The organism is Bartonella bilalgolemi, from assembly GCF_023500045.1.
Lineage (GTDB): Bacteria > Pseudomonadota > Alphaproteobacteria > Rhizobiales > Rhizobiaceae > Bartonella > Bartonella bilalgolemii.
Genome location: NZ_JAMCOF010000006.1, coordinates 41,605 through 61,303 on the forward strand (window position 1 = coordinate 41,605; position 19,699 = coordinate 61,303).

At 35.2% G+C, this 19,699-nt stretch carries 16 protein-coding genes; 5 read left to right on the top strand and 11 right to left on the bottom strand.

Annotated features, from left to right (window positions below; genetic code table 11):
- The first annotated feature begins 24 nt into the window (after positions 1-24).
- Positions 25-2,205 carry an RNA degradosome polyphosphate kinase gene (locus M4Z11_RS04395; RefSeq protein ID WP_249676759.1) on the top strand — a complete coding sequence of 727 codons (2,181 nt, stop codon included), beginning with the start codon at positions 25-27 and terminating at the stop codon, positions 2,203-2,205.
- 8 nt (positions 2,206-2,213) lie between these two features.
- Positions 2,214-3,731 carry a Ppx/GppA family phosphatase gene (locus tag M4Z11_RS04400; RefSeq protein ID WP_249676761.1) on the top strand — a complete coding sequence of 506 codons (1,518 nt, stop codon included), beginning with the start codon at positions 2,214-2,216 and terminating at the stop codon, positions 3,729-3,731.
- A gap of 38 nt (positions 3,732-3,769) precedes the next feature.
- Here M4Z11_RS04400 and rnd read toward each other — a convergent pair whose 3' ends face one another.
- Positions 3,770-4,924, bottom strand: a complete 1,155-nt coding sequence (rnd, locus tag M4Z11_RS04405) for a ribonuclease D (RefSeq protein WP_249677023.1) — start codon at positions 4,922-4,924, stop codon at positions 3,770-3,772.
- Positions 4,925-5,057: 133 nt separating this feature from the next.
- Between rnd and aspS the strand changes: the two genes are divergently transcribed.
- Together aspS and parC are read left to right on the top strand one after the other, a co-directional pair.
- On the top strand, positions 5,058-6,848 hold the full coding sequence (aspS, locus tag M4Z11_RS04410; RefSeq protein WP_249676763.1) for an aspartate--tRNA ligase: 1,791 nt from the start codon (positions 5,058-5,060) through the stop codon (positions 6,846-6,848).
- Positions 6,849-7,168: 320 nt separating this feature from the next.
- Positions 7,169-9,418, top strand: coding sequence for a DNA topoisomerase IV subunit A (gene parC / locus M4Z11_RS04415; RefSeq protein ID WP_249676765.1), 2,250 nt, complete (start codon positions 7,169-7,171; stop codon positions 9,416-9,418).
- Between the two features lie 88 nt (positions 9,419-9,506).
- Here parC and M4Z11_RS04420 read toward each other — a convergent pair whose 3' ends face one another.
- The 10 genes from M4Z11_RS04420 to rpe all read right to left on the bottom strand — a co-directional run bounded on the left by M4Z11_RS04420 (position 9,507) and on the right by rpe (position 18,453).
- Complete coding sequence (locus tag M4Z11_RS04420; RefSeq protein ID WP_249676768.1) at positions 9,507-10,760, bottom strand: multidrug effflux MFS transporter; 1,254 nt, start codon at positions 10,758-10,760, stop codon at positions 9,507-9,509.
- Positions 10,761-10,826: 66 nt separating this feature from the next.
- Positions 10,827-11,159 carry a Grx4 family monothiol glutaredoxin gene (gene grxD, locus M4Z11_RS04425; RefSeq protein ID WP_249676771.1) on the bottom strand — a complete coding sequence of 111 codons (333 nt, stop codon included), beginning with the start codon at positions 11,157-11,159 and terminating at the stop codon, positions 10,827-10,829.
- A gap of 99 nt (positions 11,160-11,258) precedes the next feature.
- Positions 11,259-11,492 carry a BolA/IbaG family iron-sulfur metabolism protein gene (locus tag M4Z11_RS04430; protein WP_249676775.1) on the bottom strand — a complete coding sequence of 78 codons (234 nt, stop codon included), beginning with the start codon at positions 11,490-11,492 and terminating at the stop codon, positions 11,259-11,261.
- Positions 11,493-11,554: 62 nt separating this feature from the next.
- Positions 11,555-13,768: a phosphoribosylformylglycinamidine synthase subunit PurL gene (gene purL / locus M4Z11_RS04435; protein WP_249676778.1), complete on the bottom strand. Its 2,214-nt coding sequence runs from the start codon at positions 13,766-13,768 to the stop codon at positions 11,555-11,557.
- 249 nt (positions 13,769-14,017) lie between these two features.
- Entirely contained in the window at positions 14,018-14,686 is a 669-nt protein-coding gene (gene purQ / locus M4Z11_RS04440; RefSeq protein WP_249676781.1) for a phosphoribosylformylglycinamidine synthase subunit PurQ, read from the bottom strand.
- An 11-nt stretch (positions 14,687-14,697) separates the two neighbouring features.
- The gene (gene purS, locus M4Z11_RS04445; RefSeq protein ID WP_249676784.1) at positions 14,698-14,937 is read right to left on the bottom strand and encodes a phosphoribosylformylglycinamidine synthase subunit PurS; all 240 of its coding nucleotides are present in this window, start codon (positions 14,935-14,937) and stop codon (positions 14,698-14,700) included.
- Positions 14,938-15,020: 83 nt separating this feature from the next.
- On the bottom strand, positions 15,021-15,785 hold the full coding sequence (gene purC / locus M4Z11_RS04450; protein WP_249676787.1) for a phosphoribosylaminoimidazolesuccinocarboxamide synthase: 765 nt from the start codon (positions 15,783-15,785) through the stop codon (positions 15,021-15,023).
- Positions 15,786-15,910: 125 nt separating this feature from the next.
- Positions 15,911-16,459 carry an RBBP9/YdeN family alpha/beta hydrolase gene (locus M4Z11_RS04455; protein ID WP_249676790.1) on the bottom strand — a complete coding sequence of 183 codons (549 nt, stop codon included), beginning with the start codon at positions 16,457-16,459 and terminating at the stop codon, positions 15,911-15,913.
- An 8-nt stretch (positions 16,460-16,467) separates the two neighbouring features.
- The gene (gene purB / locus M4Z11_RS04460) at positions 16,468-17,769 is read right to left on the bottom strand and encodes an adenylosuccinate lyase (RefSeq protein WP_249676793.1); all 1,302 of its coding nucleotides are present in this window, start codon (positions 17,767-17,769) and stop codon (positions 16,468-16,470) included.
- A 9-nt stretch (positions 17,770-17,778) separates the two neighbouring features.
- The gene (gene rpe / locus M4Z11_RS04465) at positions 17,779-18,453 is read right to left on the bottom strand and encodes a ribulose-phosphate 3-epimerase (protein WP_249676796.1); all 675 of its coding nucleotides are present in this window, start codon (positions 18,451-18,453) and stop codon (positions 17,779-17,781) included.
- A 157-nt stretch (positions 18,454-18,610) separates the two neighbouring features.
- On the opposite strand from rpe, the gene M4Z11_RS04470 reads away from it, so the two are divergent.
- Entirely contained in the window at positions 18,611-19,150 is a 540-nt protein-coding gene (locus M4Z11_RS04470; RefSeq protein WP_249676798.1) for a flavin reductase, read from the top strand.
- Positions 19,151-19,699: the final 549 nt, after the last annotated feature.

A 19,699-nucleotide genomic window follows, 5' to 3' on the forward strand; every position in this document is an offset into this window, starting at 1 on the left:
ATATAAAGCAGCTTAATTGAATATATGAAACAAACATTGATAGATCAAATTACTATGCAGGATATAACGATGGACAATCCAGCGCGATTTGTTAATCGTGAATTTTCATGGTTACAATTTAATAATCGTGTTTTAATGGAATCTGCAAATTCCAAGAATCCTTTATTGGAACGGGTACAATTTCTTTCGATTTCAGCAACTAATCTTGATGAGTTCTTTATGGTTCGCGTTGCTGGCCTTATTGCTCAAATTCGTGCTGGGATTACAGAACGTAGTGCAGATGGGCGTACACCGCAGGAACAACTTGATTTTATATTAACTGAGATTGCATATTTGCAAGCTAATCAGCAACAAGAATTACGTACCTTACGTTATGAGTTAAAACAGAATAATATTGAAATTATTTGTTCTGACAAGCTTTCAGAAGTTGAAAAATTATGGCTTGAAAGGTATTTTTTAAAAGAAATTTTTCCTGTTTTAACACCTGCTCTTATTGATTCTAAACATCCTTTTCCCTTTGTTCCTAATTTAGGTCTTTCTATTGCGTTGCAATTATTACGGCGCGTTGATCAGTATCCTATAATGGTGTTGTTACCTGTGCCTAATACTTTGAGGCGTTTTATTCTTCTTCCTCAAGAGGGAAATAGTTTTCGTTTTATTTCATTTGAAGATCTTGTTTGCCTTTTTATTGATCATTTATTCCCTGGTTATGATAATAATGGGGCGGGAACATTTAGAATTATCCGCGATAGCGATATTGAAGTAGAAGAAGAAGCAGAAGATCTTGTTCGTTTTTTTGAAACTGCGCTTAAAAAACGTCGTCGTGGAGAAGTTATTCGAATTGAGTTTAATATGAAAATGCCTGAAAATTTACGGCAATTGATAACGCATGCACTTAGAGTGCCTAATAATTGTGTGAGTGTTATCAATGGATTATTAGCACTGAATATGATTTCAGAAATTGTTTCTATTCCGCGCAATGATTTAAAATTTATTCCTTATAGTTCTCGTGTTCCCCAATGTATTCGTGAGCATGGTGGTGATTGTTTTGCAGCTATTCGTGAAAGAGATATTGTTATTCATCATCCTTACGAAACATTTGATGCTGTTATACAATTTTTACGTCAAGCTGCTGATGACCCTAATGTGATTGAAATCAAGCAAACTCTTTATCGCACATCAAGTGATAGCCCGATTGTTAGCGCTCTTATTAATGCTGCTGAACGAGGTAAGTCGGTGACAGCTTTGGTAGAATTAAAAGCGCGTTTTGATGAAGAGGCTAATATTCGCTGGGCACGTGATCTTGAATGTGCAGGAGTTCAAGTGGTTTTTGGTTTTATTGAATTAAAAACACATGCTAAAATGTCTTTAGTGGTAAGACATGAAGAGAACTGTCGTCGTTTTTATGTTCATCTTGGAACTGGGAATTATCATCCAATTACCGCTAAAATGTATACCGATCTTTCCTTTTTTACAACTGATGATGATATTGGTCATGATGTTGGACTACTTTTTAATTATCTTACCGAATATGCACAGCCAAATGAATCAATGAAAATAGCTTTTTCACCATTAACATTGCGTAGTCGTATTCTTGAACATATCAAAGACGAAATGACCAATGCACAACAAGGGCGAGTAGCAGCTATTTGGATGAAGGTAAACTCATTGGTTGATCCTGAAATTATTGATGCTTTATACCATGCTAGTCAAATGGGAGTACAGATTGATCTGATTGTGCGTGGTATATGTTGTTTACGTCCTGGTATTTTAGGGATTTCAGATAATATTCGTGTGAAATCGATTGTAGGCCGATTCCTTGAACATAGTCGCATTTTCTGTTTTGCTAATGGTGAGAATTTGCCAAATAAAAATGCTATTGTTTATTTGGGATCAGCTGATATGATGCCTCGTAATCTTGATCATCGTGTTGAAATATTGGTTCCAGTTTTAAATAAAATAGTTCATCAACAAGTTCTTTCACAAATTATGTTGGCTAATATTATTGATAACCAACAAAGCTTTGATATATTAGCCGATGGAACATCCAGACGTAGAACACCGCAAAAAGATGAAAAGCTATTTAACGTGCAGGAATATTTTATGACTAATGTGCTTTTTTTTGAGTATGAAAATTTTTTTCAGACTTCTACTTCACATTTGATTGAGTTGCTTCAGCAGCAGATGAAAACACGTAAAGACTGAAATATCCAATGACATATATAAATATTCAAAGTCGGTTGAAAGGGTATAAACCCATTGCAGTTATCGATATTGGTTCGAATTCTGTTCGACTTGTTATTTATGAAGGCCTTGTACGTTCATCAGCAGTTTTATTTAATGAAAAAGTTTTTTGTGCTCTTGGTCAAGGTGTTGCAAAGACTGGAATTTTGGAAGAAAAATCAATCGAGATGGCGCTGCGAACACTGAAACGATTTTATGCTGTTTGTCAACAGGTTGGTGCAGATGCGATCTATACTTTAGCAACAGCAGCAGTACGAGAAGCAAAAAATGGATTGGCTTTTATTCAAAGTGCTGAAAGTATTTTACAAAATAAAATATATGTCCTTTCGGGAAGTGAAGAAGCCATTTATTCAGCTTATGGAGTTATTTCTACCTTTTATCGGCCAAATGGTATTTCTGGTGATCTTGGTGGTGGAAGTCTTGAACTTATTGATATTCATGATTCTAATGTAGGTGAAGGGATAACATTGCCATTAGGCAGTTTACGACTACAATATATGTCAAATAATGATTTTGTTTTGGCAAAAAAAATTGTTCATGAGCACCTTTGTAAATCTTCTATTGTTATGCATAAAAATGCAGATCGTTGTTTTTATGCGGTAGGAGGAACTTGGCGTAATCTTGCAAAACTATATATGGTAGTCAAAAATTATCGATTACCTGTTATGCATGGTTATGAGGTTGATGCACAGGAGATGGAGGAATTTTTGCTTTTTGTTATCAATGGTGGTATTAATAAAATAAAAGAAATTTCAGTTATTCCAAAAAACCGTCGTCAGCTTTTAGCATATGGAGCGATTGTTCTTATTGAGTTGATTCAATTCATAAGTTTAAAAAGAATAGTTTTTTCTGGAGCGGGAGTTCGCGAAGGTTTTCTTTATTCGAAATTACCACGAGAAGATCGTATTTCTGATCCATTAATTACGGCATGTTTAGAAATGGCTATTTTAAGAGCACGCTCACCAAAGCAAGCAAGTGAACTTATTGATTTTACCACAGGTGCGTTTGAAGCTTTTGGAATTTTAGAAACTGAAAATGCATGTCGTTATCGTAAAGCTGCTTGTCTCCTTTCCGATATCGGTTGGCGTATACATCCAGATCATCGGGGTAATGAAGCAGCCAATCAAATAGCGTTAGGATCTTATCCAGGAATTTCACATAAGGGGCGTATTTATGCTGCATTAGCTGTTTTTTTCCGTAATACAGGTTTATCGTTTGATAAGAAAGCTCCTGAGATTCTCAAATTAGCAACTAGCGATATTGTTGAAAAAGCAAGAATCCTTGGTGGAATTATGCGTATTGCTAATCTTTTTAGTGCTTCCACTGCAGGAATTTTACCTAATTTATCATGGCAAAAGAAGCAAAATAATAATATTGCATTGCATATTCCAGTACGCTATGCAAATTTAATAGGTGAACGGCCTTATAAACGCTTACAGCAATTATCAAAAATAACTGAATTTTCCTTAGCTTTTGAAGTTTTTTAATTCTTTTGCAATAATTATAATATCTTCATATTTATAAATTAAAGTTTTTTGATCGTTACTTCTCCATTGTTATAATAAAATGCTATTTGACCTTTTAACATTTGTTCTGCTTTTTTACCAAAAATTTCATAACGCCAACCATTCATAACAGAAATATTATGCATTATACTGCCATTAGAAAGTTTTTTTAAATCACTAGATGTTGCAATAATTTTAGGTGTAATATTATTTTCATTTGCAACGAGTTTTAATAATACTTTAAGAAGATCGATTGTAACGGCTGTTTTCTCATCAATAGTACTATGTTTGGGAAGGGCAGGTAAAGTAGCAAGATCGACTTTTAAGCCTTGATGTATGGCTTCAATTAATGTACGCATAGCTGGTGGGTCATTCCAGCTTTTATTAATGCTACGTAAACGCTTTAGAGCAGCTTCATCTTTTGGTTGTTGGATTGCGATTTCAATAAGACATTCATCTTTCATTATATGGCGACGAGGGGTATTATATTTGTGTGCTTCACGCTCACGCCAAGCTGCTATTTTTTGTAACACAGCAAGTTCACGTCTTTTTGTGATTTTTCCCTTTACTTTTTTCCACGCTTCATTTTCTGGTATATCATAGGTTGTCGGCGTTAAGAGGATTGCCATTTCATCATTCATCCAATGGGTACGTTTTTTTTCCTCTAATTGTTTTTTTAATACAAGATAGACGTCTCTTAGATAAGTAACATCAGCGAGTGCATAGAGCAGTTGCTGTTCAGAAAGGGGGCGACAGCTCCAATCTGTAAAACGAGATGATTTATCAAGATGATATCCAGTGCAACGTTGTACAATTTGATCATAGGAAATAGAATCACCAAATCCACAGATTGATCCTGCTACTTGTGTATCAAAGAGGGGAGAAGGAATAACTCCTCCAAGATGATAAATAATTTCGATATCTTGGCGTGCAGCGTGAAAAACTTTGACAATTTTTTTATCGATCATTAGATCAAAAAATGGTTGTAGATTAATATCTTGCGCCATTGGATCAATAAGTGTTGTAATATCTGGCGATGCAACTTGAATCAGGCATAACTGAGGCCAGAAGGTTGTTTCACGTATAAATTCAGTATCTACTGTTACAAAATTAGACTTGCGCAAAGTGGCAATAGCAATTTCAAGATCTATAGTATTTGTAATAAGTTTCATTATTTTATTATAGCTAAGTAGATTAAATTTGTCTTTTATTGTATTTTTTTTTAGTCTTTGTAATCATATCTTGACAAATGATTGTTAAAAAGCGTTTTTAACGTATGTGAGATAAATTACAACCAAAGGAAAAAATATGCACCGTTACCGCAGTCATAATTGTGCTGCTCTTCGTAAATGTGATATGGGGAGGCAGGTTCGCCTTTCTGGATGGGTTCATCGTGTTCGTGATCATGGTGGAATTCTCTTTATTGATCTACGAGATCATTTTGGGATCACACAAATTGTTGTTGATCCTAATTCACCAGCTTTCACAATTATAGAAAAGGTGCGTTCTGAATGGGTTATTCGTGTGGATGGAGAAGTACGTGCTCGTGCTGATGAAGTTATTAATACAGCTCTTCCAACGGGTGAAATTGAAATTTTTGCGAAAGAGGTTGAAATTCTTTCAAAAGCTGATGAGCTTCCTTTACCAGTTTTTGGTGAACCTGATTATCCGGAAGATATTCGACTGAAGTATCGTTTTCTTGATTTGCGTCGAGAAACTATGCACAAGAATATAATACGTCGTACTGAAATTATTGCTTCCATAAGACGGCATATGCAAGATTGTGCTTTTACAGAATTTACTACACCAATTTTAACAGCCTCATCCCCAGAAGGAGCACGTGATTTTTTGGTTCCGAGCCGCCTTCATAAGGGACAGTTTTATGCATTACCTCAGGCACCTCAGCAGTATAAGCAATTGTTAATGATGTCTGGTTTTGATCGTTATTTTCAAATAGCTCCATGTTTTAGAGATGAAGATCCACGAGCAGATCGCTTACCAGGTGAGTTTTATCAATTAGATATTGAAATGAGTTTTGTTGAGCAGGAAGATATTTTCGTGACGATAGAGCCCATTATACGTTCTATTTTTGAAGAATTTGCAGATGGAAAATCTGTGACGCAAAATTTTCCTCGTATTTCATATGATGAAGCAATGCAGAAGTATGGTTCAGATAAACCTGATTTGCGTAATCCAATTATTATGGAAGATGTTTCTAAGCATTTTCAGGATTCTGGTTTTAAGGTTTTTTCTCAGATTTTAGCAAGCGATCAGAATGCATGTATTTGGGCTATTCCTGCAAAAAACGGTGGTAGTCGTGCGTTTTGTGATCGCATGAATATGTGGGCTCAGGGGGAGGGGCAACCAGGTCTTGGTTATATTTTTTGGCGTGAGGAAAATGGAAATTTTGAAGGAGCTGGTCCTATCGCTAAAAACATTGGTGAACAAAGAACTGAAGCTATTCGTATGCAACTTGGACTTGAAAGTGGTGATGCTTGTTTTTTTGTTGCAGGAGATCCAAAGAAATTTGCATCTTTTTCTGGTGCAGCACGTACACGGATAGGAGAGGAGTTAGGGCTGATTGATCGAGATTGTTTTTCTTTTGCTTGGATTGTTGATTTCCCATTTTTTGAATGGAATGAAGACGAAAAAAAACTTGATTTTGCACATAATCCTTTTTCAATGCCTCAAGGGGGAGACAATGCTCTTGATTTTCAAGATCCTCTTTCTCTTAAAGCTTTTCAGTATGATCTTGTTTGCAATGGTTGTGAAATTGCATCAGGTGGAATCCGTAATCATTCACCGGAAATGATGCTGAAAGTTTTTAAGCTTGTGGGTCTTTCTAAAGAAGTTGTAGAAGAGCGCTTTGGTGGTCTTTATCGTGCATTTCATTATGGAGCTCCACCACATGGTGGTATAGCAGCTGGTATTGATCGCATTGTTATGCTGTTGCAAGGTGTAAAAAATTTGCGTGAGGTTTCTTTATTCCCGATGAATCAGCAAGCACTTGATCTTTTGATGAGCGCTCCTTCCAATGTTTCTGCTATGCAGTTATGTGATTTAGGAATTCGGATTGCTCCAGTGGTAAAAAATCGTTGATAAAAATTGATTACGTTGTTTATGTGCAAAAATTTTCTATATTAGATGAATTGTAGTTGATACAGTTTTGATGCTTACAATTTAATATAGTTATAAAACAATGACACGCATGTAATCTGATATAATCAAAAGAATTATCGATTATATTTATGGTATTAGGTTGCGAGAAAGTAACTTTGAAAAATCATACAAAAATCATACTATTATTTTATGTTATATAGTTTCGGATAAAAGAGTTTCTTATTCTTATTAAGAAGGCCATATTTGAGCTCTTTTTATAGCAGGCTTGTTCCTTATTTTGAAAATTGCTACCTTATGTTATGTCTGATGAAATGATTCGATCTTTTGATAAGGAGCATATTGAGTCAATAGAATTGCGATCTGCTTTGCAAGAGCGCTATTTGGCATATGCACTGTCTACTATTACGCATCGTGCATTGCCTGATGTACGTGATGGATTAAAACCTGTTCATAGGCGTATTGTTCATGCGATGCGCTTATTAAAGCTTAATCCTGGACAAGCTTATGCTAAATGTGCACGGATTGTGGGTGATGTAATGGGAAAGTTTCATCCTCATGGTGATGCATCTATTTATGACGCGTTAGTACGTTTAGCTCAGAGTTTTGCTGTTCGCTATCCATTAATTGATGGTCAGGGTAATTTCGGTAATATTGATGGAGATAATGCTGCAGCAATGCGTTATACGGAAGCACGCATGACTGAAGTGGCAATATTGCTTCTTGAAGGAATTAATGAAAATGCTATCGATTTTCGTTTAACCTATAATGAAGAAGATGAAGAACCTGTTGTTTTACCAGGAGCTTTTCCTAATCTTTTGGCTAATGGTTCATCAGGTATTGCTGTTGGTATGGCAACGTCTATCCCGCCACATAACGTTGCGGAACTTTGTGATGCCGCGTTGCATTTGATTGCTAATCCTCATGCAGATCATGAGGATTTAAATCAATTTGTGCTTGGACCTGATTTTCCGACAGGTGGTATTTTGGTTGAGCCTAAAAAAAGTATTGAGGATTCTTATCGTACAGGACGTGGATTATTTCGATTACGTTCACGTTGGCATCAAGAGGAGGGAAATCGGGGTTCTTATGTGATTGTTGTTACAGAAATTCCATATCAAATACAAAAATCACGCCTTATTGAAAAAACAGCAGAATTATTACTTGCGCGGCGATTGCCGATGCTTGAAGATATTCATGATGAATCGGCAGAAGATATTCGGATTGTGCTTGTTCCTAAAAATCGCACAATTGATCCTGAATTATTGATGGAGTCACTTTTTAAGTTAACTGATTTCGAAGTAAGATTTCCTCTTAATCTCAATGTACTGACTTTAGGGAAAGTACCTAATGTTCTTTCTCTACGTGAAAGTTTGCAGCAGTGGCTTCAGCATCGTAAAGAAGTGTTTATTCGTCGTTCAGATTATCGACTGAATGAAATTGATTGTCGATTAGAAATTTTGCAGGGATATCTTATTGCATATTTGAAACTCGATGAGGTGCTTCAAATCATTCGTGAAAATGATGAACCTAAAAAGGAATTAATATTGCACTTTAAATTAACGGAGAATCAAGCTGAATCTATTTTAAATATGCGGTTGCGTTCTTTACGTAAGCTTGAAGAATTTCAGATTCGTAAAGAATTTGAGTCTCTTAAAATTGAAAAAGAAAAATTACAAAATTTATTGGCTTCCAATATCAAGCAATGGAAAATCATCGCAGAGGAGATTACAAGAGTTCGTAAAATTTTTGGTCCTGAAACTTTTTTGGGGAAAAGGCGGACAACATTTGAAGATGCACCAAGGCATGACGTGAATGATATTCATCAAGCAATGATTGAAAAAGAACCAGTGACTATTGTTATTTCTGAAAAAGGTTGGATGCGTGCTTTAAAAGGCCATTTGAATGATTACAAAACGCTTTCTTTCAAAGAAGGTGATTGTTTGAAACTAGCATTTTCAGCATTTACTACAGATAAGATTATAGTGATAAGTACTGGTGGAAAATTTTTTACTATTAGTGCAAATATTTTGCCTGGAGGAAGAGGACATGGTGAACCAATTCGTATTTTAGTAGATATGGAGAATGAGCATAATATTCTCACAGCTTTTGTACATAATACGCAAAGAAAAAGACTTTTAATTTCATCCTATGGCAATGGTTTTATTGTTTCTGAAACCGATATTATTGCCAATACACGAAAAGGAAAGCAAGTGATGAATGTTAAGTCTCCTGATAGTTTAAAACTTTGCATTCCGGTAGAAGGCGATTACATTGCAATAGTTGGAGAAAACCGAAAAATGCTTATTTTTTCTATCGAACAAATACCAGAAATGAGTCGTGGGAAGGGTGTTCGTTTACAACGTTATAAAGATGGCGTTGTTATTGATGCTAAAACTTTTACTTTATCAGAAGGTTTAAGTTGGCAAGATACAGCTGAGCGCAGTTTTAATCGCCAAGCTGATGAACTCGTTGAGTGGATGGGAACGCGTGCAGGGGCAGGACGTTTGGTTCCAAAGGGATTTCCAAAATCAGGTAAATTTTCCGGTTAGGATAACGTAAGTATGTTTGATTACTTGTTTATATAAGTATAATAAAAACATTGAGGATTTTATTATAGGATCAAGTTCTATTTTATTGTTAGATTGATTCAGAATTATATTGTGTAAAAAAACGTCCATGCTCAGCCCATAAGACAAGAAGAATAGCTATGAGACTGAGAAAGAAAAATCCGGCTGAATTAGGAATTGTTGTTTCATCGAAGCATTGTGCTATGAAAAAGCCAAGACCTGTACCGAGGGATGTTTGAAGAAAACCGGATACAGAAGATGCAGTCCCAGCGATTTTTCCTAAAGGCTCAAGGGCAAGCGCATTAAAATTAGCCATAATACCGCCACATGCAAACATCAGTATGCAATACAATAACATAAAAAACGGAAAAGATACAACACCGCTTGTTAAAACTGATCCAACAAACCAAATGCATGAAATACTAGAAAACAGTAAAAGCATTGTATGAGAAATACGTCGCATTCCAAAGCTTCCAACAAGACGAGAATTGAGAAAAGATGATATAGCTTGAAATGCAGCACCAAGGGCAAAGGCGACAGGAAACCAAATGCCTAAATTATAGATTCCTTCATAAATTTGTTGTGATGTGTTAATAGCAGCAAAAATACAACCTAAAATAATAGAAGTTGCTAGTGTATAACAAAGCGTTGAACGATTGCTAATGATAAGCCATAAGTTATTTTTTACAGAAGAAAAAGAAAGAGATCGTGGTATATAAATGGTTTCAGGTAGACGCACTTGAATCCAAATCATTAATCCAAAACCAACAATTGCCATGAATATAAAAATTAATTGCCATTGTCCAAATAACAAAATAATTTGTCCTACTGCTGGTCCAATCATTGTTGCAAGAAGAAAAATCATCATGACTATGGACATAACTTCTGCCATTTTTCGACCATTGTAGAGATCTCGTACAATGGACATTGTGAGCACACGCATAGCTGCTCCTCCAATACCTTGCACGACACGCAGAATAAGAAATATAGGAAAACTTGATGCAAATATACACGCGATTGCTGCACATGAATAGCAAGCAAGACCAATAAGAATAAGTTTGTGTCGTCCATAACGGTCACTTATTGGGCCAAAAAATATTTGCGTAGCACCATAACTGATTAGATAACAAGAGATGATATAATGCTGATCATTTTCATTAGTAGCATGCAAGCTGTTTAAAATATCAGGCATAGCTGGTAGCATAATATCAATTGCTATCGAATTGATTGCCATAAGTGCTGCAATGAGGATAACAAATTCTTTATATCCAATTTTTTTTTTAATTGCATCTAGATGCTTTTGTTCGTCGGCAGAATATGACATATGTATCCTTAAAATAAGAATTTCGACTGAACAATACCTAATAAAAATTTGAATAATTAGAGGTATTTATGACTTGGTAAAGGTTATATTTTTTTCTTTCAGCAATTCCTGCAACTCATTGTTTTGAAACATTTCTTTGACAATATCACAGCCACCAATAAATTCACCTGTGATATAGAGTTGTGGGATTGTTGGCCAATTTGAATAATCTTTTATTCCTTGACGTAATTCGTTAGAAGTTAAAATATTAATTCCTTTATAATTTACTCCTAAATAGTCAAGAATTTGAACAACTTGTCCAGAAAATCCACATTGAGGAGAATTAGGCGTCCCTTTCATGAATAAAACAACTTCGTTTGTTTTAATTTCATTATCAATAAAATCATGAACAGCAGTCATTATTATTCCTCAATATTGCCGATTTTGAAAAACACACGTTTATACTAATATCATTTTTTAACCGTATTAACAGAATGAATGCAAGAGAAAATTTTGAAATTATTTAGGAACACTTGTTTGCAGAGCTAAAGCATGGAGAACGTTTCCCATATTTCCTTTAAGAGCATCATAGACCATTTTGTGCTGTTGAACACGGCTTTTTCCTCGAAAATTTTCTGAAATAATTTCAGCTGCGTAATGTTCACCATCTCCAGCAAGATCACGAATTGTTATTTTTGCATCGGGAATGCTTTCACGAATAAGAATTTCAATTTCATTTGCACTCATTGCCATGGAAATTCTCCTTGATTTGTTTATTTTTATAAGAATTAGTTTATAATTAATAAAAGTGAATATTATTTACTTTTATCCATAAATTTTGGAAACCAATTTTCATAAGCCTGTGTAAGTTCAGTTATTGAAAGTGTTAATACATCTTTTATATCAAGTGTGTTACCTTCAACTATACCAAGCTCTATTAAGGGAATTGCATTTGTTTGTGCAAGCATTTTAAGATTATCTAATGCGTTAGGTTTAATTGCTAAAAGGTAACGCCCTTGGTCTTCACCAAAAAGTTCAGCGTGATGTGGCGATTGATTACTTAATTCTAATTTGATTCCTTTATTTGCTTTAATTACCATTTCTGCAAGAGCGATGGCTAATCCTCCATCAGAAATATCATGAGCGGCATGAACAAAACCGCGATGAATAACATTGCGAACAAATTCGCCATGTTTTTTTTCAAGGTGTAAATCTACATAAGGTGGAGCACCTGCTTCAATATTTAAAATGTTATGCATATAGATTGATTGTCCTAGATATGACCCGCAGGAGCCAATTAAAACAATAATATCTCCATTGTGCATACCATTGATCGTAACCATTTTTGACCAATCATTAAGGAGGCCAACACCCGCTATTGTAGGTGTAGGAAGAATTGCTTCTCCATTAGTTTCATTATAAAGAGAAACATTTCCTGAAACAATTGGAAAGTCGAGTATTTTGCAAGCTTCGCTTATACCTTTAATAGCTAAAACAAGTTGCCCCATAATTTCAGGCTTTTCTGGATTGCCAAAATTAAGATTATCTGTGGCAGCGAGTGGTGTTGCGCCTGTGGTGCTTATATTACGCCAGCATTCTGCAACGGCTTGTTTTCCTCCTTCATAAGGATCAGCTTCACAATAACGAGGTGTTACATCGGTAGAAAAAGCAAGAGCACGTTTATCATTATTGCTTACACGGATAACACCTGCGTCACCACCTGGTCTAACAAGACTGTTTCCTTGGATTAGGGTATCATATTGTTCGTAAACCCATCGCCGTGAGCTTTGATTGGCAGAATTCAAAAGTGAAAGAAGTACATTACCAAGATTATCCACTTTTTCAACTTCTTCTACTTTTAAGGCAGATTTTTTAAGGGGTTCTATCCAAGGACGATCATAGATAGGTGCTTCATTACCAAGTTCTTTGATTGGGAGGTTTGCTACTTCTTTTCCTTTATGTAGCACACGGAAACGCAAATCATCAGTAGTTTTTCCGATAACAGAGAAATGAAGTCCCCATTTTTGAAAAATTTTCTCTGCTTGTTTTTCTAGCTCTGGCTTAAGTACCATAAGCATACGCTCTTGGCTTTCAGAAAGCATCATTTCATAGGCTGTCATATTATCTTCACGAACTGGTACTTGATCAAGATTAAGTTCTATACCTAGATCTCCTTTTGCACCCATTTCCACCGCAGAAGAGGTTAGTCCTGCGGCTCCCATATCTTGAATAGCAATAACAGCTCCTAATGCCATTAATTCTAAACAGGCTTCAAGAAGACATTTTTCAGTAAAAGGATCACCTACTTGAACAGTTGGACGTTTTTCATCAATTGTATTATCAAATTCAGTGGAAGCCATTGTTGCTCCACCAACACCATCACGCCCTGTTTTAGCACCGAGATAAACAACAGGAAATCCTACACCTTGTGCTTTGGAATAAAAAATGGAATCTATTTTCGCAATACCAGCTGCAAAGGCGTTAACAAGGATATTACCATTGTAGCGTTTATCAAAATTAACTTCTCCACCAACAGTTGATACGCCAAAAGCATTACCGTAACCACCAATTCCAGAAACAACACCAGAAACAAGATGACGTGTTCGAGGATGGTCGGGAGAGCCAAATCGTAATGCATTCATAGTCGCAATAGGTCGGGCCCCCATCGTAAAAACATCGCGTAAAATGCCACCAATGCCTGTTGCAGCACCTTGATAGGGCTCAATGTAAGAAGGATGGTTATGACTTTCCATTTTAAAAACAATGCATTCACCATTACCAATGTCAACGACTCCCGCATTCTCTCCAGGGCCTTGGATGACACATTTCCCTTTTGTTGGTAAGGTTTTAAGCCATTTTTTGGATGACTTATAAGAACAATGCTCATTCCACATAGCAGAAAAAATTCCGAGCTCTGTAAATGTTGGCTCTCTACCAATTAACTTCAAAATACGTTGATATTCATCAGTTTTTAAGCCATGATTTGCAATTAATTCTGGTGTAATGGTAATATCATTGCAAAAGGTCATATTAGTTTTCATTCCGTTAAATTAATTAAAATTAACATTTATTATTGCCTTTAATCCAGTAATCCAGATTATTAGCTTTATTCATTTATAGATCAACAATACTATGTATATAGAGTAATATATTTCATTATGATCGATGAAGAAATATAACTGATAAAATTTATTTTATATATTTTCGTATTACTGGCTGTTTTGTATAGACAGTTAATGCAAAAATATCTGGAAATTCCAAGAAATATTTTTTTATGATCATGATACTAATTCTAAAACACTTTGAAAAAGTAAACGACCATCAGTACCGCCATGTGCTACTTCAATAAGGTTTTCAGGATGAGGCATCATACCAAGCACATTACCAGCTTTATTAATAATGCCAGCTATATCATTGATTGAACCATTAGGATTCTCACCTTTTGCATAGCGGAAAACAATCTGTTTGTTATCTTCCATTTGTTTCAATACATCATTATCAGCAAAGTAATTGCCATCATGATGAGCAACAGGGCAGCGGATAATTTGTCCTTTTTTATAAAGATGGGAAAATTTCGTTTCAGCATTGGTTACTTCAAGTTTTACTTCACGGCAAACAAATTTCAACGAAACGTTACGCATTAGAATACCTGGCAATAATCCTGCTTCTAATAAAATTTGAAAACCATTACATATTCCTATGATTGTTATACCCTGTTGTGCTTTATCGCAAACAGCTCGCAAAACTGGTGTTCGTGCACCAATAGCACCACATCTTAGGTAATCACCATAGGAAAAACCACCAGGAATAACAATCATATCTACATTTGGAATTGTTGTTTCTGTTTGCCAAATTTTTAATGGCTCAACACCTGTTATGTGATACAAAGCTGCAATCATGTCTTGATCGCGATTTAACCCGGGTAATTGAATGATAGCAGTTCTCATAATTAATTTACTTAAAGAAGTTCTATTGTATAGTTTTCAATAACAGTATTCGCAAGCAATTGTTCACACATTTGTTCGAGTGTTTGTTTTGCAGATTCAATAGGCATATCATTAAGGATAATATCAAAAACTTTCCCTTGGCGAATAGATTGAATATTTGTAAAGGCTAAGCTACTTAAAGCATTAACTATTGCCTCCCCTTGTGGATCAAGGATACTATTTTTTAAAGTAACTGTGACACGTGCCTTCATTTTTTTTTTCCTATTATTTAAATAACTCTTTTTTGCAGAATAGTATTTTTATTAAGTAAGTTAGGATTGCGCTATTTTGCTTTTTATTTAACTAAAACTGGACCACTAGGCCGTGGAGGTTCGTTTTCATTCATAATACCAAGACGTCTTGCAACATCTTGATAGGCATCAATAAGTCCACCCATATCACGCCGAAAACGATCTTTATCCAGTTTTTCTTTTGTTTGAATATCCCATAAACGAGAAGAATCAGGTGAAATTTCATCTGCGAGAACAATACGCATTGTTTCACCTATCCATAAACGACCAAATTCCACTTTAAAATCAACCAACTGGATACCAACGCCTGCAAATAGCCCAGAGAGAAAATCATTAATACGAAATGAAAGTTGCATAATATCTTCTACTTCTTGTGGAGCAGCCCATCCAAAAGCAACGATATGTTCTTCAGTTACCATTGGATCATCAAGAGAATCATTTTTATAATAAAATTCAATGATAGATTGTGGAAGAGCTGTTCCTTCTTCTAATCCTAAACGCTTAGAAAGGGAACCTGCGACGATATTACGTACAACAACCTCTAATGGAATAATTTCAACCGCTTTAATAAGCTGTTCGCGCATATTGATACGTTTAATGAAATGTGTTGGAATTCCTAAACGACCAAGTTGAGTAAAAATATATTCTGAAATACGGTTATTTAATACTCCTTTGCCATCGATGATTTCATGCTTTTTTGCATTAAATGCAGTTGCATCATCTTTAAAAAATTGAATATAAGTTCCCGGCTCAGGCCCTTCATATAGAATTTTGGCCTTTCCTTCGTAAATGCGGTGGCGACGATTCATCATATTTTTCTATTCGTTTAGAGGTGTCAAATATTACTACGAAGAAAAACATTATCCTAATTGTCAAGAATTCTCAATGAGAGCTATACTATTTACTACAGTTTTGTTATTTAAAATATGAAGATTTAGAGTTTTGAAAAGAAATGAGAAAGAAGTATCAATCCTTCTGGCCAAGGTCCATGTCCAGATTCTACATTAATATGACCAGACTGTCCAGCATCAACGAAAAGTGCACCCCAGTCATGAGCAAGCTTCTGGGCTACTGAAAAGTGGCAAAATTCATCGTTATGGCTAGCTACAACCACTGAAGGAAAAGGTAAACTTTTACGGTGATATGGAGCAAATGTCATCAAATGTTTGGAATGTATTTTTTCATTCTCTATATCCGGTGGAGCAACAAAGAAAGCACCACGAATTTTTTCTGGATTACGTGCAACTGCGTGAATAGCTGTTGGAACTCCTAATGAATGAGCTATAATAGCAATAGGTTTATTAGCTTGTTCAATAGCAGCTTCAACAGCATTAACCCACTCTTCTCGGGCAGGTTTTGACCATTGGATTTGTTGTACGCGGCGAGCTGTAGATAATTTTTGTTCCCAACGTGTTTGCCAGTGATCAGGGCCAGATCCTTTATAGCCCGGGATAATAAGAATATCGAGTTGATTTGCTTTCATGAACTTTTTTATCCAAAAACCCGTTCAAAAATTGTATCAACATGTTTAGTGTGATAAGAAAGATCAAATTTTTCACGAAGCTCTGCTTCACTTAAAATTTTTAGAACATCTTCATCTCTTAGCAACTCTTCTAAAAAATTTTTTCCTTGTTCCCAAGCTTTCATTGCATTGCGTTGTACAATCTGATACGCATCTTCACGGCTAGTACCAGCTTGTGTAAGTGCTAAAAGTACACGCTGCGAATAAATAAGGCCACAAAATTTGTTGAGATTTTTTTTCATATTTTCTGGATAAATAATTAAGTTTTCAATTACAGATGTTAATCGGGCAAGAGCAAAATCAAGCGTAATAGTAGCATCAGGGCCAATGTAACGTTCAACAGATGAATGAGAAATATCACGTTCGTGCCAAAGTGCTACATTTTCCATTGCAGGTATTACAAATGCGCGTACCATACGGGCTAATCCAGTCAAATTTTCTGTTAAAACCGGATTACGTTTATGAGGCATTGCTGATGAGCCTTTTTGACCAGAGGAAAAATATTCTTCTACTTCAAGAACTTCTGTTCGTTGCAAATGGCGTATTTCTATGGCTAATCTTTCAATAGATGAAGCGATAATACCAAGTGTTGCAAAAAACATAGCGTGACGATCGCGAGGTATAACCTGAGTGGAAATAGTTTCAATATGCATACCTAATGCTTTTGCTACATATTTTTCAACACGTGGATCAATATTAGCAAAAGTTCCAACAGCTCCAGAGATAGCACAAGTGGAAATTTCTTCTCGTGCGGTAAGTAAACGTTTATGACAACGAGCAAATTCAGCGTATGCGAAAGCAAATTTGATCCCAAATGTCGTAGGCTCAGCATGAATACCATGACTACGTCCAATAGTAATTGTTTCTTTATGTTCAAAGGCACGTTTTTTCAATGCTGCAAGAAGATGGTCTATATCTTGTAAAAGAATATCAGTAGCACGCATCAATTGGACATTGAGTGTTGTATCTAATATATCTGACGATGTCATACCCTGATGAATAAAACGAGACTCTGGTCCCATAAACTCAGCCAAATGAGTTAAGAATGCTATAACATCATGCTTAGTAATTGTCTCAATTTCATTAATACGACTCACATTAAATTTGGCAATTGCACCTTTTTCCCAGATGGTTTTAGCTGCTTCTTTAGGAATAATACCAAGCTGAGCCATTGCATCACAAGCATGTGCTTCAATTTCAAACCAAATACGATATTTTGTTTCTGATGACCAGATTGCCACCATTTCAGGACGAGAATAACGTGTGATCATAATTTTTCCTTATTGTGAGAGAATTACAGCTTGGCGCAGTGCATTAATACGTGTTTTGTAAAGATTTTTGTTACCATTTTTATAAATTGCAGAGCCTGCAACAAATATATTTGCACCTGCTTTTGCAGTTTTTCCAATTGTATCAACCGTAATACCACCATCAACTTCAAGATCAATAGGACGGTTGGCAATCATATTTTTTACTCTTTTGATTTTATTTTCCATACCTGGAATAAAATTTTGTCCACCAAATCCAGGGTTAACTGTCATAATAAGGATGAGATCTAATTGATCCAGCAAATATTCGAGTATATGTTCTGATGTGCTTGGATTTATTGCAATTCCGGCTTTTTTACCCATTGCTTTGATCATTTGCAATGAACGATGAAGATGAGTACTTGATTCTGCATGAATGGTTATAATATCTGAACCAGCTTTTGCGAAAGCTTCAAGATAAGGATCTACAGATGCTATCATAAGGTGAACGTCAAATACTGCTTTTGTTTGTGGACGTAAAGCTTTAACAACGTCTGGCCCAAAGGTGATATTAGGGACAAAATGACCATCCATGATATCAAGATGAATCCAATCTGCACCAGCATCAAGAACATCTGATAATTCTTGACCAAGTTTAGAAAAATCAGAAGCTAAGAGTGAAGGGGCAATAAGATGGGAACGGGACATTAAGATCTCCTTAGTTGATCTTTTTTAGCATGTAATTTTATATGATAAAATATACATTTTTATTGTTCATATATGATATTAAGAGAGTGATAGTGTATAATAAAAGAAAGTATTGAAATATATTTTGAAATTTTAACAGTTGTATAAGTAAAAAATTATGTCTAAGCATAAAATACATTTAACACCGAAACCTCAATCAATAGTTCCTGTTTCGTCTCAAGAATATCGGGATACAATGAGTCATTTTGCAGGAGCTGTGCATATTGTAACAACAGATGGTATTAAGGGTAAGCGTGGTGTGACAATTTCAGCTTGTTGTTCCTTATCAGACGATCCTCCAACACTTCTTGTCTGTTTAATGCGATATAATACTGAAAATAAGCTATTTATGGAAAACGGAAATTTTTGTGTCAATAGTTTAACAGGAAAACATCGTTTATTAGCCGATGTCTTTTCTGGACGCTATAGTTTCACACAAAATGAACGTTTTGCTGCAGCTGAATGGGGTATTTTGCAGACCGGTGCTCCCAGTTTATTAAATGCTTTAGCCTCGTTTGACTGTAATTTAATTTGTTATCATGAACATGCAACTCACTATATTTTGATCGGTGAAGTTGTTGCAATAAACCGTAATCAAGAAAAAGATTCTTTAATGTATTTTAATCGCGACTATCATACCTTATCTTTACCTTTGTAAGCGTATATTTTGCAAATATTGGTGATTTGTTATTATTAGGTTGATTAACCTTTTTTGCAATTTGTCTAAAATTTCATGTACTTCTCTTAGTATATCATTTTTCAAAGAATTAATTTAGCACAAAAATATACCTTTTGCTGCTTATTTATGAAACGATCATCTTTACTAGCATAATATATCATCATTCATTTCATAAAACTCCTACATATGAAAAGCTTAAACGCATATTTTTAATATAATTTGAGTGATACAATTGAATTACGTATTCTTGATCAATGAAAACCTATAGCAAAAATAGATGCAGCTTTGAAGCGTATTGATGATGGTACTTATAGATTTTGTAAGAGAAATGAAGAGCCTAATAGTATAAAGCACTTTGAAGTTAGATTAATTGCAGTTTTTCATTAGAAATACAAGAACAACGCTACGAACAACGAAAAACAACCTATCGTGATGATTTTAAAATCAGCTATTTCAGAGAACATAAATCAATCAAAAATTTACTATCTAAATTTTAATATAGTCATAAAAGGAGAGAAAATACTACCT

Coding starts and splice junctions, on each gene's coding strand:
- M4Z11_RS04395 (WP_249676759.1), top strand. CDS start 25: ATGAAACAAACATTGATAGATCAAATTACTATGCAGGATATAACGATG.
- M4Z11_RS04400 (WP_249676761.1), top strand. CDS start 2,214: ATGACATATATAAATATTCAAAGTCGGTTGAAAGGGTATAAACCCATT.
- aspS (WP_249676763.1), top strand. CDS start 5,058: ATGCACCGTTACCGCAGTCATAATTGTGCTGCTCTTCGTAAATGTGAT.
- parC (WP_249676765.1), top strand. CDS start 7,169: ATGTCTGATGAAATGATTCGATCTTTTGATAAGGAGCATATTGAGTCA.
- M4Z11_RS04420 (WP_249676768.1), bottom strand. CDS start 10,760: ATGTCATATTCTGCCGACGAACAAAAGCATCTAGATGCAATTAAAAAA.
- grxD (WP_249676771.1), bottom strand. CDS start 11,159: ATGACTGCTGTTCATGATTTTATTGATAATGAAATTAAAACAAACGAA.
- M4Z11_RS04430 (WP_249676775.1), bottom strand. CDS start 11,492: ATGGCAATGAGTGCAAATGAAATTGAAATTCTTATTCGTGAAAGCATT.
- purL (WP_249676778.1), bottom strand. CDS start 13,768: ATGACCTTTTGCAATGATATTACCATTACACCAGAATTAATTGCAAAT.
- purQ (WP_249676781.1), bottom strand. CDS start 14,686: ATGAGAACTGCTATCATTCAATTACCCGGGTTAAATCGCGATCAAGAC.
- purS (WP_249676784.1), bottom strand. CDS start 14,937: ATGAAGGCACGTGTCACAGTTACTTTAAAAAATAGTATCCTTGATCCA.
- purC (WP_249676787.1), bottom strand. CDS start 15,785: ATGAATCGTCGCCACCGCATTTACGAAGGAAAGGCCAAAATTCTATAT.
- M4Z11_RS04455 (WP_249676790.1), bottom strand. CDS start 16,459: ATGAAAGCAAATCAACTCGATATTCTTATTATCCCGGGCTATAAAGGA.
- purB (WP_249676793.1), bottom strand. CDS start 17,769: ATGATCACACGTTATTCTCGTCCTGAAATGGTGGCAATCTGGTCATCA.
- rpe (WP_249676796.1), bottom strand. CDS start 18,453: ATGTCCCGTTCCCATCTTATTGCCCCTTCACTCTTAGCTTCTGATTTT.
- M4Z11_RS04470 (WP_249676798.1), top strand. CDS start 18,611: ATGTCTAAGCATAAAATACATTTAACACCGAAACCTCAATCAATAGTT.